This is a genomic window from Bacillus sp. FSL K6-3149, from assembly GCF_038630515.1.
Classification (GTDB): Bacteria; Bacillota; Bacilli; order Bacillales; family Bacillaceae; genus Bacillus; species Bacillus pumilus.
The window spans coordinates 1,020,519-1,035,685 of sequence record NZ_CP152034.1 but is presented as its reverse complement, the minus strand read 5'-3'; the positions used below and the strand labels follow the sequence as shown (position 1 = coordinate 1,035,685).

The window sequence follows — 15,167 nt, the reverse complement described above, 5'->3', positions numbered from 1 at the left end:
AACCTCCTATAGTACACCGACACGATTACGTTCATAAATGAGTTGAAGTCCTTTTAATGTTAAGAACGGATCAACAATATCAATGCAGTCTGATTCATTTCCAATCAATGTGGACAAACCACCTGTTGCAATGACTTTCGGTGTTTGTTTCGCTTGCTGCTTCATCCGTTTCACTATTCCCTCGACTTGCCCAACATATCCATAAAGGATGCCGGATTGCATCGCACTGATGGTGTTTTTTCCAACAATGTGATCTGGACGGACAATTTCAATTCTCGGCAGCTTCGCCGCTCTTGTATATAAAGCCTCTGTTGAGATGGTAATACCAGGTGCTATTGCCCCACCCATGTATTGTTTTTGTTCATTGATAAAGCAGTAGGTTGTCGCTGTGCCAAAGTCTACGACAATGAGAGGTGCTCCATATAGATGAATCGCCGCTACTGCATTCACAATTCGATCAGCCCCGACTTCCTTTGGATTGTCACACATAATGTTTAATCCAGTCTTCATTCCAGGCCCTACAATTTGGGGAGTTATGTGAAAGTACTTCTCGCACATTCTTTCTAATGCAAACATCATTGGCGGGACAACAGACGAGATGATAATTCCTTCTATTTGGTCAAACATCAGCCCGACATAATCAAATAAAGACCTGATGGCCATACCAAATTCATCTTCTGTTTTATGACGGCTTGTTTCAATTCGCCAATGGTAGTTTAGATCGCCATTATGATAAACACCTAAAACGGTATTTGTGTTCCCTACATCTATCACGAGTAACAACTTCATCACCACTTTGAATAGTTTCTCAAAAAGAGCATTTTTCGACTTTCTATCATACCATACACGAATTGAGTTCCATTTGTAAACAATTCGAAACCGATCCATTCAGGAATCGAAATAAAAAAAGCTGCCGATGATCCCGGCAGCTTTCACAGAAGGAGATTAGATCTCCTCATCTTCTTCTTTTTTCTTGATGTTCACTTTCACATCATCGTTTTTCTCTTCGTCATCTGCGTATACACGCTCTGGAAGCTTTCCAGTTTCGTAAAGAGATTTAATTTGCTCAGCATCTAATGTTTCAACTTCTAGAAGAGCTTGTGCGATGATTTCTAGCTTATCTTTATTCTCAGTGAGAATTTGTTTCGCACGTTCGTAGCTGTCCTTGATGAAACGCTGAATTTCTTGGTCAATTTCGTAAGCGATCGCTTCACTATAATTAGGCTCGTTGTTAAAGTCACGGCCAAGGAATACTTGACCTCCTTGTGCTTGACCGAATTGAAGTGGACCAAGTTTATCAGACATACCGAACTCTGTAACCATTTTTCTTGCAATGCCAGTTGCACGCTGGAAGTCGTTGTGAGCACCTGTACTTACTTCACCAAACGTAATTTCCTCTGCAACACGACCGCCGAGCAAGCCGACAATTTTATCAAGAAGCTCTGGCTTCGTTTGGAAATAACGGTCTTCTCTTGGAAGCATGACCGCATATCCGCCTGCCTGACCACGAGGAACGATCGTTACTTTATGCACCATGTCCGCTTCGTCTAGGATAAGACCAATGACGGTATGACCTGCTTCATGGTAAGCCACGATATTACGTTCTTTCTTTGAAATGACACGGCTTTTCTTCGCCGGCCCAGCGATGACACGGTCAGTCGCTTCGTCGATATCACGCATATCAATTTTCTTTTTGTTATGACGGGCAGCAACAAGTGCTGCTTCGTTTAGTAAGTTCTCAAGATCTGCTCCAGAGAACCCAGGTGTTCTGCTTGCAATGGCTTTCAAATTCACTGTATCATCAAGCGGTTTGTTTTTCGCATGAACCTTCAGCACTTCTTCACGGCCAATGACATCTGGGCGGTCAACCGTAATTTGACGGTCAAAACGTCCCGGACGCAGCAATGCAGGATCTAGGATATCTGCACGGTTCGTTGCAGCGATGATAATAATACCTTCGTTCGCACTAAAACCATCCATTTCAACAAGAAGCTGGTTAAGCGTTTGTTCACGCTCGTCATGACCACCGCCAAGACCGGCTCCACGCTGACGACCCACTGCATCAATCTCATCAATAAAGATTAAGCATGGTGCATTCTTTTTCGCATTTTCGAATAAATCACGTACACGTGATGCACCGACACCGACGAACATCTCGACGAAGTCAGAACCACTGATGCTGAAGAAAGGAACGCCTGCTTCTCCTGCAGATGCTCTCGCAAGCAATGTTTTACCTGTACCTGGAGGTCCTACTAGTAAAACCCCTTTAGGAATTCTTGCGCCAAGCTCTGCGAATTTACGTGGGTCCTTCAGGAATTCTACCACTTCTACAAGCTCTTGCTTTTCTTCATCTGCACCGGCAACATCTTTAAATTTCACACGTTTCTTCTCTTCTGTGTAAAGCTTCGCCTTACTCTTACCAAAGTTCATAACACGGCTTCCACCGCCCTGAGCTTGGTTCAGTAAGAAGAAGAACAGGATAAAGATGATGATGAACGGAATGATGGTTGTCAGAACTTGCAGCCATCCATTTGTTTCAGGTGCTGGTTCTACTTTTACATCTGTATTCTTTAGTGCACTGTAAATCTGGTCAACACCTTGACCATCTGGAACATGGGTAATGAAGTATTCATCTTTCTTCGCGCCATCTAATTGACCACGAATTTCATAAACCCCTCTTACAGGCTGAATGGAGATACTCTCCACTTTTCCCGCACTTAGATTTTGCGAAAATTTGCTGTAAGACATGTTCTCAGGCTTTTGATTAGGGGATCCTAACCAACTGACTACCCCTATCACAAGTAATAAAATAAGTATATAAAAAATCGTATTACGAAAAACCCGATTCATTCCTTACCTCCTCCCACAGTAAGCACAACTATGTTCAATAGTATCATAGAAAATCATTCCAATACAACCAATAACCTCATGTATACGTATGCTGATTAGCCTTCGTAAACAGATGGTTTTAACACTCCAATATACGGGAGGTTTCGGTAACGTTCAGCGAAATCCAATCCATAGCCGACAACAAATGCATCTGGCACTTCAAATCCAACATAATCTGCTTTGATGTCTGCTTTACGACCGCTTGGTTTATCAAGCAATGTCACAATTTTTATGGAGTTTGCTTTACGGTATCGGAAAAGCTCTACCAGATAGCTCAAAGTTAACCCACTGTCGATGATATCTTCCATAATTAAAATATCTCTTCCTTCAACAGAAGTATCTAGATCTTTTATGATCTTTACTTCTCCTGAAGATACGGTAGATTTTCCGTAGCTAGATACATCCATAAAATCAAGTTCTAAATATGTATCAATGTGTTTGATCAGGTCTGCCATAAATGGAAGAGCCCCTTTCAAAACACCAATAGCCAGGGGAAATTTACCATCATAATCGCTGGTTAATGTTGCACCCAGTTCCTTCACTTTTTGCTGGATCTCTTCTTCTGAGATCAAAACCTTTTCAATATCTTGTTTCATGCTTTTGCTTGCCCCCTACAAATTTTCATGCTGTCTATATTGTAATACAATGAGATCGCTGTTTGTCATATCAATTTCTTCAAAAACGGATTTTTTCAGACCTGGGATCCAGATGATTTGATGATCCGAGTCAGTGACGATCGGCCAGCTGTCTCTTTCTGCAAGAGGCACTTTTTTATCAATAAATATATCCTTCACCTTTTTTGATCCATTCATCCCTTTAAGTTTCATTCGATCACCATTTTTTCGTGAGCGAATGATCAAAGGGAAACGAACTTGATCTTTTTGAAGCAAGAAAAAATGGTTTCCGTTCCGTGCATCCTTCGGAACATGATTTGATACCACGATAGACTGCCCATTTGGAAGGAAAAGCTTCTCTCCAAGCTCACCCTTTAAGTGAAGAGCATAAGACTGGTCTAGTACAAGCGATCGTTCAAAGGTAAACATACAGTAATCATAAGACTTGACAGCTTGTAAACCTTTTGGCAAATCTAATGATCCAGACGGTTGTTCGGTATGAGATAACCAGTCCAAAGTCCCTAGAATATGCTGGTTTGAAAACGCTGATTGAGTGTTTTCATAAAGATAGTTTAATATTAGTTGAATGCCTCTTCTTTGTAAAGGCAAAGGCAGGTCAAGCAAAGGCTTCGTTTTGATCTTAATTTGCTTAGGCGATTGATTCGTTATCACTTGGTTCATTTGTTCCTTTGTTAATGCCTGCAAATATTGCTCATCTTCAGTCAGCATGTCACTTACAAACTGAAAGCTTTCATGTACATGAGGTGCCTCTTCTTTTAACACGGGAAGAATGTGTCTTCTTATCCGGTTTCTCAAGTAGTCATCTGTGTGATTGCTTTGATCAATGACATAGGGAATATGTTCTTTTTCACAAGCGGTCAGCACGTCAGCCTTGGAATATCCAATGAGCGGCCGAATCAGCCATCCATCTTGATAAGGACGTTTTGCTTGGATACCTGCGAGTCCTATTCCAACAGTCCCTCTCACAAGCCTCATCATCATTGTTTCTACTTGGTCGTCTCCATGATGTGCAAGCGCTAAAAATTGAGCGTTGTATTGCTCCATCAATTGACGAAAGAAAGCATATCTGCACTCTCTTGCAGCTGCCTGTTTGTTTAAGTGGTTTTCTTTTGCATATTGGGCAACTTGTATGCGGGCCGATTTAAAAGGAATTCCTTGCTCCTTGCAGTATGCCTCAACAAATGCCAAATCAGCAAAGGATTCTTCTCCTCTGAACATGTGATCTACATGGGCTGCAATCAGCTGAAAGGAACCTTTTCGACGTTTGTTTAGTTCGTGCAGTAAAAGCATGGAATCTGGTCCGCCAGAAACCCCGACAATGACTGTCGTATTTTCAAGGTAAACATCATGTTTTTTCAAAAATGATTCAATTCTATTCACAACTTCCTCCTCACAAAGAGCAGGTAATTTAAAGATATACATATCCTATCACTTTCAGTAGCTCCAAGCAAAGATGAAGCCTGCTTTTTTACAGGTCTATAGCAGGAACAAAACTACATATGCACAGTAAAGAGCAAGTACACTGCACACGATAAGAACAGTTTCAAAAAGCCCGCCTGATTTTTTGCGTACTGGTGTTCTTTTTGCTGCTGCAACTCTCGATCGTGAAGTCACCTGTTGATTTTGTTGAACAGCGGGCTTTTGCCCGTTTTTTTGCTGCTTCTTTTGACTCGCTTTTCTTGAAGCGATCAGCTGTCCTTCTTTCAGCATTGCACTCTTCATAGCCGCCGCTGATTGATATTTACCTTGTAGAGCAGCCTTTAACACCCGCTCATAACGCTTTAATAAAGGATGTCCTTCAATGGCTCTGTAAAGCTGCTTTTCCGGTTCTACTCCTTTTTTGAATTCTTTCTTATACGCACAGTTCACCATCACCATACTTAAGGCAAACAGATCATAAGATGGCTCTGCCTTTCTTGTGCCGAATCCCCAATAGCCTCGATCAAAAAACTCGGTATACTCCTTGATTGCCCTGCCTGCTTTTGTCGTTCCCCCTACATCAATGCACCGGATCGCGGCCGGGGGACCTGACACGATGAGATTATCTGGCTTCAAGTCACCAAAAATCCAGCCTTCTTGATGTAAATGAGCCAGGTTAGATAAAAGTTGAACCATTAAAACAACGATCCACTCATCACCTTTTTGTTTTACAAATTCAAGTAGTAATGGGCCTCTGACATACTCCATCACATAAAAGGAACGCTTTTGAAGCATGCCGGGATAAATCGCATCATCCATATCATAAAAAGAAGGCCCCATGGTTTTCACAGGAGCCTTAGAAAAGGATTTTAACACATTGACTTCAGATGCAATGAGCATACTGTCATCACTCACTTTAAGGGCTACTTGACCATTTGGCGATTCGGCTAGATAGACAATACCGTTCGCCCCTTTTCCTAGCTCTTTTACTATGCGGTAATGATGGTGATGCCATTTCCCATGAATCACCGTGCCTAACGGAATGTTAGAAGCCGAATTCATCATGCTCTTCCTTTGCTTCAAGCAGCCCTTTACGTGAACGAACTGATTTGAAATGCTGGAGTGCTTCTCGAAGCGCTGGTCCAGTTGGAGTAATTCCTCCCGTGGTCAGTTTCGGGAAAATAGATGACAGTGAATCGAATCGAGGCGTCCAATTCAACACAATTTCAGCATCTGAGTTTTTCCCGGGAAATATACACATTCCAAACTGATTTTCACCAATTCTTGAATTTAAACTAATGGAGAGGTCAATGAGTGCTTCTTTAACGGTCGGCAGCTTCGGTTTCATACTTGCACTTGTATCAACAAGCACAAGTACTTGAAGGTGAACCGTCTCTCCTAACTCATCGACTACTTCCATCACTTCCCCGCGCTTATCAGGCGGAAGCTCTTCAATTTCAGTGTCCTTACCAAGGATTTGCTGCAATTCTTTATTCACAACACCTTGCAAGGTTTGTGTCATCGCTTTTTTTGTAACCATTTGTACCGTTTGAGATAACTGCTGGACGTAGACAACTTGATGAATGCCTCCGCCTGCTAGAGCAATCCCCTCAACTTCTTTCATTGCTTCATGATCGTGTCTGTTTTCCTCCATAATGCCAATGACATTGACTGTAATCCCTTGTTCCTTTGCCAATGAGGCAATCGCAAGTGGATCTTCCCCGTGATTTGAGCAGCCATCTGTAATCAATAAGATTTGGTTTACGTGACCTTTTCGCATCTTCATTCCTCCTGGGATCGTAACTGAATGCTTTATATCCCCATCATCGCCAGAAGAAATTCATATTATACGATATTTCAAGAAATCTCTTGTTTCTCAAGATAGAATGTACCAGTCGGAATGGATGCCCATTTAGGCGTATTGTGATCAAGCCTGATGACAACAACCGTCATATCGTCATCAATTTGACCCGATCTTGTTCGAATGACCTCTTCCATTAATAAATCAGCAATCTCTTGCGGATCTTCTGTTTTAAAGCTTTTCATTTTGCGTTTCACCCAGAGATCATGATTTTCAATATGCTTTGGTCCTTCGAAAATGCCATCACTCATCATAATCAGCAGATCTCCTGCCTTCATCTGTTCACTCACAACCTCCACTTCAAATTCATCAATAATCCCGATCGGTAAGTTGCTCGCTTGTACTTTCATCACCTGATCACCCCGTTTAATAAAGCTGGGTGTTGAACCGATCTTAAGGAATTTACAGCTCGCATCCTGTAAATCAATAATGGACAAATCTAACGTTGAATAGATTTCATCTGTCGTTCGTAAAGATAAAATACTATTAATGGTTTTGATCGCCACTTTTTCATTGATACCTGATGCTAATATTTTTTCTAACAGCTTAATCGTTTCATTGCTTTCAAAATGAGCCCTTGCTCCATTGCCCATTCCATCACTAATAGCCGCGGCATATTTGCCCGCACCCAGCTCCATCATGCTGTAGCTGTCTCCAGACACTAATCCTCCGCCTTTTGCTGCATGCGCTACGCCTGTAGCCACTCGATATGATTTTGCAGAGCCAAATACAACGTGGCAATAGCCTGTTGGGTGCTCTGCACACTGCTCTGCTTTGACTAAAATCTGTTCTTCTAAAATATCTGAGAGCATAGGGGCGATGATTTTTTCACATTCACCATGGCCCTGGCAATATGGGATTCTCATTTCAATATCGACATTCCCCTGCTCCAAGCTATAAATTTCTACTTGCTGAATTTCAATTCCAAAGTGCTGAAGTGCTTCTATCATCTGCTCTTCTTGAATAAAATGCTGTTCTCTTTCCCGTTTTATTTCCCGGGAAAAATCCTCCATCACTTGTGAGACACCCATCAGCTGTTCAGCTACCAGTCGTCTGCTGTCTTGGACTTTTTTCTTCAGAGTCTGGTTGGCTTTATAGTAAGCGATCTCCTCTTCAATCAATTCCTCGACATGTTTTGATTTTGAGCAGTGCTGGCTAAATTTCTTCTTCAATTTCCGGTTTTGCTCGTAGGTTTTTTCATCAGATTCATGCATAACTTGTTTCATCAGTTCATAGGTTGTATCAAAGTTCTGCACCCAGCATTTATTTTTCTTATAGCACGTTTGACAGGATCGTTCTGTGATCGTACTTAAAAAAAGATCTACATCCTCTTCCTGTTTCTTTTCTTCAGGAATGGAATCGTAAAATGTCGCAAAACTCTCAGACAGCGCATGAAATACGTTAGAAAATTGGTCTACCTTTTTTGCTGTCACATCTCGTACTTTCCGGGCGTATTGCTGCTGTTCCTGTACATGCTCTACCGTACCAGGAATATATTTCGCTACCTTAGAGGTCACTGATTGTGGCGTGAGCAAGAAGAGCGCAACCGCAATCAATGATTCATATAGCGTGGTTATGAGTCCTGCTGATCCTTCTCCGTACAAGGAAATAAGTAAGGAACCTACAATTAAGCCAATGGCTGCGCCTGCTTTCTTCCCCTCTTTCAGCAATCCCCCTAATAAACCTGAAAAGGCAAGAAGACTCATCTGATAAAGGTTTCCGATGTTAGCGAGACCGAGAATTAACCCAGTCACGACACCCACTGTACAACCAATACTCGCTCCTCCAATAAAGGCAAAGCTCAGCACTACATATCGTGACAAAATATGCTCTGCCTGCATTCCTTGAAATGTGATGCCTGCCAGACCTGTTAAAACTGAGGCAATCAAAATCATAAAGCAAATAATTTCTTCAACCTTTAAGGAGTGTTTGATTTTCCTGACTGTAAAAATCGGCAGGCTTTGAAGGAAAATCAGTGTCAAAATGAAGGCAAGTCCTGCTTCGACACCCGCCATGACGTAATCGTAGCTTTGCACAGCACCTTGCTCTAGGTAAACAAACGCTCCTCTGGTGATCAGCATTGACAGCACAATGACAACCGGCAATGTTTTCACTGGGTCTTTGATGATGAAAGAAACCACCTTGGACATAAGAAGGAATACGATCAGCGACGCAAACACAAACAATGCATTTTGAGGTGATATCGTCATGGCTCCAGCAAGTAAAGCGAGACAAGCAAGCATGGACTTATCTCTTTTGATAAGTAGCATCGAGCCAAAGAAAGGCAGAGCAAACGGCATAATTTCAGATAATATAAAGGCTCGTCCTAATAAAAAACCAAGAACGACATAAATAAACCCTTTATAGAAAAAAAGAGAATGCGTATGATGAAGAAACAGGTTTTTCATCTTTTTTAACCCTGCACTGATTCTTTCAAACCCCGCTCCTGTTAAATCAGTTCTTCTTTCTAGTTTTTCCATCTTTTCATCCCCCACCTGATATTCGTTGCTTGTCATTATAGCGAAGGTGAAAAAGAAATTTTGTCAAAAGAAGTTGTCGTTTCCATAAAACGTTCGACGCTTTATTCGTCAAAAAGGCATACTTTCATGAAAGTCGATGTCTTTCATCAGAATTTTACGAAGACACAAAAAAACAGCTTTCCTAAAGAAAGCTGTTTTCGAAGATGACCCGTACGGGATTCGAACCCGTGTTACCGCCGTGAAAGGGCGGTGTCTTAACCGCTTGACCAACGGGCCTTGCTTTTATGTTCTAATAAAAAGGATAGCGGCGGAGGGGATCGAACCCCCGACCTCACGGGTATGAACCGTACGCTCTAGCCAGCTGAGCTACACCGCCATAATAAAAATGCGCTAAGAAGCACAAGATCTATAATACAAAGGAATCGCTTGTCCGTCAATAGGAAGTTTTAAATTAAATGACGAAATCTCAAAAAATGTCGTATGGATCAAGAAAAAAAGCACCTGCGGACAGCAGGTGCTTTGTTGTGAAAGATATATAGAAAGCAGCAACAAGTTAACCTCTTCTTGCTCCGCGTCCCCCACGTTTTGATTCCGTGTTACGTTTTAAAGATGTTAAGCGGTCTTCACTATCTTTTAAGAATTTGTTCATTTTTTGCTCAAACGATTCCTTCGGACGGAAATCATTTCTGCTCGGTCTTGATTGTTGTTGTTGAGGACGATCTTTTGCTTTTTTAATGGACAAGCCGATTTTACCGTCTTTTTCAACGTTAATCACTTTCACTTCAACTTGTTCACCGACTTTTAAATGCTCATTAATATCTTTTACATAGTTATCGGCTACCTCACTGATATGAACGAGACCAGTTGAACCGCCTGGCAACTCCACAAAAGCTCCAAAATTTGTAATGCCCGTAACTTTCCCTTGTAACTTGCTGCCAACTTCAATCGACATAAAAAAAGTGCTCCTCCTTAGACTTATAAAAAAATCTCATTTGTTCAATTATACATAAACTGAATTTTAAGTGTCAACAAGGCTAATCGCTCTTATTGCCCACATCAAAGATTTTTTCGCCTTTTTTGGACATATAATAGTCTCGTCGTGCCAGTTCGAGTACGTATTCCTTGCTTTTCAGCTTTTTAATTTCATCAGAAATATCTTCCTGCTTTGTTTGTAATTGCTTTAATTCTTTTTCGAGCGCAACCTTCTTCTCTTCTTTTTCCTTTAATGAGGACGATTGCGACCAGAGGGCACTTGTCACCAAGACAGCAAACATGAGCACGATCACACCAAACACGGTAAGCCTTCTAAGGAGTCCACGGCGTTTGCGTTTTAAGCGTTGTGCTTGCTGTTCCATTTGTTTTTGGTAATCATTTTGAATTTGTGCGATATTTCTTTTTCTCTTGTTCAAGGTTGAAGGCCTCCTCTCTTACTTTGTCCAGAATTGTTTCCATTTCGTTTTGATGGTACCAGATAATTTCTTGGTCCCTTGTAAAATTCCTGCTCCTTTAGAGAAAAACAATCTCATTGATGTTCGCCATTTTTCGGGAATCCGATGAATAATGGTCACATTAAGTAACCAGATGAGCGGATAACAAACAATGGACAGCACCTTCCACACGAGCCGAAACGTAAAACGAACAAGACGTAAGAGCGAGTGGAACAAGAACAGTATAACACTTATGACCATTGTGACAATCCAACGGATCGGCTGGAAGACGATCGACATGACCAGCCTTTTAAGGATGAGAACGGTTTGATAAATACACATCGTGATAAAGTTGAGAATGTTCATATACAGCTGTTTCATCAATGCCTGATACATCGAGAAACCTAGTGCAACGGCTAGAAAGATATAAAGCCTGAATTCTCCCTCATTTGTCAGCAGCAGAACATAAAAGAATAAGAGACCCTGTACCAGCCAAAAAAGGAGATCGTGTATAATCAAAAGCCATTTTGCTGTCTTTTCCCGATTCACAAACAGCTTGTACGTATCAAGCGATGCGCCCAGCCAGATGCCCATCGCTACCATCGAAAGCATCGTATAAAACTGGACTGTCAGCGTCATTTAAACAGCTTGCTAAAAAATCCTTTAGCTTTCTCCCCGTGCTGCTCATCTACATAAATTAAGTCAAAGACACGTCCTTTAATCGACACAACGCCTTTTTCGACGTCTAGGTTTTTCATTTGCAGATTTTCTCCACGGATAGCGAGAATCCCCATGACCGTCTCAAGCAGAAATTCTTCATTATCAAAGCTTTCCACCTGTTTGACGCCGGTAATATCTAAATGCTTTCTGTTTCGCATTGTGATATTGTGTTCCGCTTCTGATGACAGCTTCGTGCCTTGAGGTTGATTATAATATTGATTCATTTATACATCCCCCATATCTCATACTTGCATTGTTACTGCATTGTATGTGACAGGAGGATCATTTAGAACAAGCCCTATTCTGCTGTTTTTTCTTCTTTTAGCACAGTATACATGCCAGCGGCTTCTTCTTTTTTCGTTGTGTCCTTTAACTCGTTGACTTGAACCGTCACTAGTTTTTGACCAAAACGGATTTTAAGCTCGTCTCCTTCTTTCACATCAGAGCTGGCTTTCGCCTGTGTGCCGTTAATCGAAATTCTGCCTTGATCAGCGACTTCTTTTGCCAATGTTCTTCTTTTGATTAAACGGGACACTTTTAAAAATTTATCTAGTCTCATGTATGCTCACCTCTTTCTATACGTTTGGCATCGTTCCATAGATCGTCCATTTCCTCTAGCGTTAAGTCCTCTAATGAACGTCCCATGTCCTTTGCTTTTTGTTCGATATGCTGAAAGCGACGCATGAATTTTGTGTTGGCGGAAGCGAGCGCCGTTTCAGGCTCTAGCTGATAGAACCTTCCAATGTTGACGAGAACAAACAAAAGATCTCCAAATTCATCTTTCATCTGCTTCGTTGCACTTTCGTCCGGCTTCTCTGCCACTTCAACGAGAAATTCCTGCTTTTCTTCTTCGTATTTGTTCCAAATATCTTTCACATCTGTCCAATCAAAGCCTACTTTGGCGGCTTTCTTTTGGAGCTTATATGCCTTTGTTAGTGCTGGAAGCGTCGCCGGGATGGATTGCAACATAGAGGCTGCCCGCTCCGGCTTCTCCTGCTGCTTGATTTTTTCCCAGTTGACGACCACTTCTTCTGCTTCAGAAACATTTGTGTCGCCAAACACATGGGGATGTCTACGAATCATTTTTTCTGTGACATGCTGGATGACGTCATCAATTGAGAAAAAGCCGTCATCTTCACCAATTTGAGCATGAAGTAACACCTGCAGCATCACATCTCCGAGCTCTTCCACCATATGGTCTGGATCATCTTCATCTATCGCTTCAAGCAGTTCATAGCATTCTTCAATTAAATAGGGTTTAAGTGACTCATTGGTTTGTTGTTGATCCCATGGACAGCCGCCCGGACCTCTTAATGTACGGATGACGTCACGGAAGGTGTCAAATTGTTGGTAAAGCAGCTTTTCATCTTGAATCGGAGGCACATAAACACTCGTTAAGTTATTTATCGACACATCTCGATCAAGTTCAAATAAAGGAACGGCAGTAATCTGTTCCAGGCTGCTTCCAGCCGCAGTCACAATATAGACTTCATAATCGTCTGGAAGCTTTTCCATCAGCGTGAGTTTCACATTCGAAGCGGTGAGCTGATCATATACCTGACAAATGAGGACATGCTGGGTCAATTTCAGATCGTCCGCTCTCATATCTCCTGCATCAACGAATTGGAATCCCTCGATGGGGTCGATCTGCAGGGAGTTAAACATCGCATCCAAAAAGCTTTGTCCACCAGCAACGGACACCTCAATCCCGCGCTCTTGCTGCTGAGAAACTAATAGCTGGACGGTCTTTTCAGCGACAAATGGGTGACCTGGTACTGCGTACACAATCTCCTTTTCCGCAGCCTCTGTAAATAAAATTTCCGTGATTTCCTGATAGACCGAATCAAACTGATCGTGCTTTTCATAAATCTCATCAAAAAAGGTCAGCGATGGAACCTCCTGCATCAACTCTGCGGTAAGCGGGTGGTCCTGCGTTCTCATAAATACTTCTTTCGCCTGCTTCAGCTGCTTGTATACACCGAGCGTCAGCTGATCCATGTCGCCTGCCCCAAGACCGACGACGGTAATCTTACCTGCCATTTTGATTCCCTCTCATCTGTTTAAAATATAAAATCTTTTCTCCTAATGGAATGAGTCTCCATTCCTCGTCCGTAAATACTTCTAGCTTAAGAATACTATATAAAAAGGCGAAACCACCAATAAAAACTGACGTCAGGCTCTTTAAAACGGAAAAAGGACGTTTTTCAAAGGGAATGACCCAAGAAAACAGTGCCTGATACCCTATTAAGACAATGGCCATGAAAGCGGCCGATAAAAGAATTTTCACTGGAAACAGCTCTCTCAACGAAATCCATCCTTTATGCCTCAAATAAACGGCATTGAGCAGAGCGGCAGCGAGAAAACCGCACACGGTTGACCATGCGGCACCGTAGATGCCAAATAGCGGCACAAGTGCAAGCGTGAGTATCCATTTCACTAGCACACTGAGAAGCACCACAACAGCCGGATACACAGTATGCCCAAGCCCTTGAAGTAAAGCTGCTTGCGTAATCGCAATCGATGTAAATGCGATGGAAATACAGAATATTTGCAGCGCATTGGTACCTAAATCATTACGAAAAAGCATGGTATTGACTGGCGAAAGAATACAAATCAGCCCAACTGCGGAACCAATCCCTAAAATTGACGTGGTTTTAAACGATGTACGTACTTTTTGCCTGATCGCTTCATGCTCTCCATTCCTCCTGGCAGCAGATAAAAATGGCACAAGAGAGGTCCCGATGCTAATGGCAAACACTGTCCCTAGCTGTAAAAACGGCTGCCCTCGGTCATACACACCTTTTGCCGCCTTTGCCGCGGCTTCACTCAGTCCCTCACTGCGCAGCAACGCATACAGATGAAAGGCATCAATCATTTGCATCCATAAAATGAGCAATCCGCTGACACAAATCGTGAATGTATACAGCACCAAACTCTTCAAAACATCCTTTTTCCGAAGTGTCGCCCGCTTGACTGTCATAGGTGCAGAAGACTGTTTTCGGTAAGTCAGCCAAAGGAAAAGAAGCAGTATAAGCGAGGCCGCGCTTCCCGCTATGGAGGAGAAGACTGCACCCGCCCCTGTTTCATAAAGCGAATAGCCGTGCCTGACGAAATAGAAGGATAAAACAAGCAGGACGCCTACCCTGATGAGCTGCTCAACCAATTGAGAAACAGCCGTTGGAAGCATCATACCGTCACTCTGAAAAACGCCTCTCAGCATCACGGTAAGCGGCAGAAATAAAAACACGAAAGCACTCATTTGGATGAGCAGGATTAATTGACTGTCCGCCATAAGGCTCGCAATACTGCCTGCTCCTATGTAAAGACAAAGAAATAAGACCAGGCTCAGTAAAGTGATATAGACCAAGGATACCCTTGTAATAATTCGTCGATTCTCTTCCCCATGCTCACTCAAAAGCTTGGACACCATGACAGGAAACCCTGTGGTGCCGAGCATGATCGCAATACCGAGGAAGGGGTACACTTGCTGATAAATATAAAACCCTGTGTCTCCTACGATGTTCTGGAACGGAACACGATAAACGGCACTTAGTACCTTTGATAACAAGCCTGCGATGGTCAAAATCACCGCACCCTGGAAAAGCCAATGCGGCTGATTCACAGCATTTTTCATGGATGACTCCTTTAAAAATAGATCTACAGTTAAACGCACTCATTATATCATACGTGAATGAAAAGCCGTTTCTTTCTAAGGAGTAGACGGCACATTTCTCGT

At 42.3% G+C, this 15,167-nt stretch carries 14 protein-coding genes and 2 tRNA genes; all 16 read right to left on the bottom strand.

Features of this window, described 5'->3' with window-relative positions; genetic code table 11:
• Window positions 1–6: 6 nt before the first annotated feature.
• The 16 genes from MHB83_RS05315 to MHB83_RS05240 all read right to left on the bottom strand — a co-directional run bounded on the left by MHB83_RS05315 (window position 7) and on the right by MHB83_RS05240 (window position 15,065).
• Window positions 7–783 carry a type III pantothenate kinase gene (locus tag MHB83_RS05315; RefSeq protein WP_050945788.1) on the bottom strand — a complete coding sequence of 259 codons (777 nt, stop codon included), beginning with the start codon at window positions 781–783 and terminating at the stop codon, window positions 7–9.
• 162 nt (window positions 784–945) lie between these two features.
• Entirely contained in the window at window positions 946–2,850 is a 1,905-nt protein-coding gene (gene ftsH / locus MHB83_RS05310; protein WP_034620893.1) for an ATP-dependent zinc metalloprotease FtsH, read from the bottom strand.
• A gap of 95 nt (window positions 2,851–2,945) precedes the next feature.
• Window positions 2,946–3,485 carry a hypoxanthine phosphoribosyltransferase gene (gene hpt, locus MHB83_RS05305; protein WP_003217950.1) on the bottom strand — a complete coding sequence of 180 codons (540 nt, stop codon included), beginning with the start codon at window positions 3,483–3,485 and terminating at the stop codon, window positions 2,946–2,948.
• Between the two features lie 15 nt (window positions 3,486–3,500).
• The gene (tilS, locus tag MHB83_RS05300; protein WP_137055651.1) at window positions 3,501–4,904 is read right to left on the bottom strand and encodes a tRNA lysidine(34) synthetase TilS; all 1,404 of its coding nucleotides are present in this window, start codon (window positions 4,902–4,904) and stop codon (window positions 3,501–3,503) included.
• 96 nt (window positions 4,905–5,000) lie between these two features.
• Window positions 5,001–6,005 (bottom strand): protein kinase family protein, encoded by a 1,005-nt coding sequence (locus tag MHB83_RS05295; protein WP_342496708.1) that lies wholly within the window; start codon window positions 6,003–6,005, stop codon window positions 5,001–5,003.
• On the bottom strand, window positions 5,989–6,723 hold the full coding sequence (locus MHB83_RS05290) for a VWA domain-containing protein (protein ID WP_003217969.1): 735 nt from the start codon (window positions 6,721–6,723) through the stop codon (window positions 5,989–5,991). The genes MHB83_RS05295 and MHB83_RS05290 overlap by 17 nt, the downstream gene beginning before the upstream one ends.
• A 77-nt stretch (window positions 6,724–6,800) precedes the next feature.
• A complete protein-coding gene (spoIIE, locus tag MHB83_RS05285; RefSeq protein ID WP_003217965.1) occupies window positions 6,801–9,284 on the bottom strand; it encodes a stage II sporulation protein E in 2,484 nt (827 codons plus the stop codon).
• Window positions 9,285–9,488: 204 nt separating this feature from the next.
• A tRNA-Glu gene (locus tag MHB83_RS05280) sits at window positions 9,489–9,560 on the bottom strand.
• A 26-nt stretch (window positions 9,561–9,586) separates the two neighbouring features.
• Window positions 9,587–9,660, bottom strand: a tRNA-Met gene (locus MHB83_RS05275).
• Window positions 9,661–9,837: 177 nt separating this feature from the next.
• Window positions 9,838–10,236 carry a S1 domain-containing RNA-binding protein gene (locus tag MHB83_RS05270; RefSeq protein ID WP_003217901.1) on the bottom strand — a complete coding sequence of 133 codons (399 nt, stop codon included), beginning with the start codon at window positions 10,234–10,236 and terminating at the stop codon, window positions 9,838–9,840.
• Between the two features lie 82 nt (window positions 10,237–10,318).
• Complete coding sequence (locus tag MHB83_RS05265; RefSeq protein WP_003217952.1) at window positions 10,319–10,693, bottom strand: septum formation initiator family protein; 375 nt, start codon at window positions 10,691–10,693, stop codon at window positions 10,319–10,321.
• Window positions 10,694–10,711: 18 nt separating this feature from the next.
• Complete coding sequence (yabQ, locus tag MHB83_RS05260) at window positions 10,712–11,350, bottom strand: spore cortex biosynthesis protein YabQ (RefSeq protein ID WP_342496707.1); 639 nt, start codon at window positions 11,348–11,350, stop codon at window positions 10,712–10,714.
• Entirely contained in the window at window positions 11,347–11,655 is a 309-nt protein-coding gene (yabP, locus tag MHB83_RS05255; protein ID WP_003217974.1) for a sporulation protein YabP, read from the bottom strand. The genes yabQ and yabP overlap by 4 nt, the downstream gene beginning before the upstream one ends.
• Window positions 11,656–11,729: 74 nt before the next feature.
• Window positions 11,730–11,990, bottom strand: a complete 261-nt coding sequence (locus tag MHB83_RS05250) for an RNA-binding S4 domain-containing protein (RefSeq protein ID WP_003217975.1) — start codon at window positions 11,988–11,990, stop codon at window positions 11,730–11,732.
• A complete protein-coding gene (mazG, locus tag MHB83_RS05245) occupies window positions 11,987–13,471 on the bottom strand; it encodes a nucleoside triphosphate pyrophosphohydrolase (RefSeq protein WP_137055648.1) in 1,485 nt (494 codons plus the stop codon). Before mazG ends, MHB83_RS05250 begins: the two co-directional genes overlap by 4 nt.
• A complete protein-coding gene (locus MHB83_RS05240; RefSeq protein ID WP_137055647.1) occupies window positions 13,461–15,065 on the bottom strand; it encodes a polysaccharide biosynthesis protein in 1,605 nt (534 codons plus the stop codon). Before MHB83_RS05240 ends, mazG begins: the two co-directional genes overlap by 11 nt.
• Window positions 15,066–15,167 lie beyond the last annotated feature (102 nt).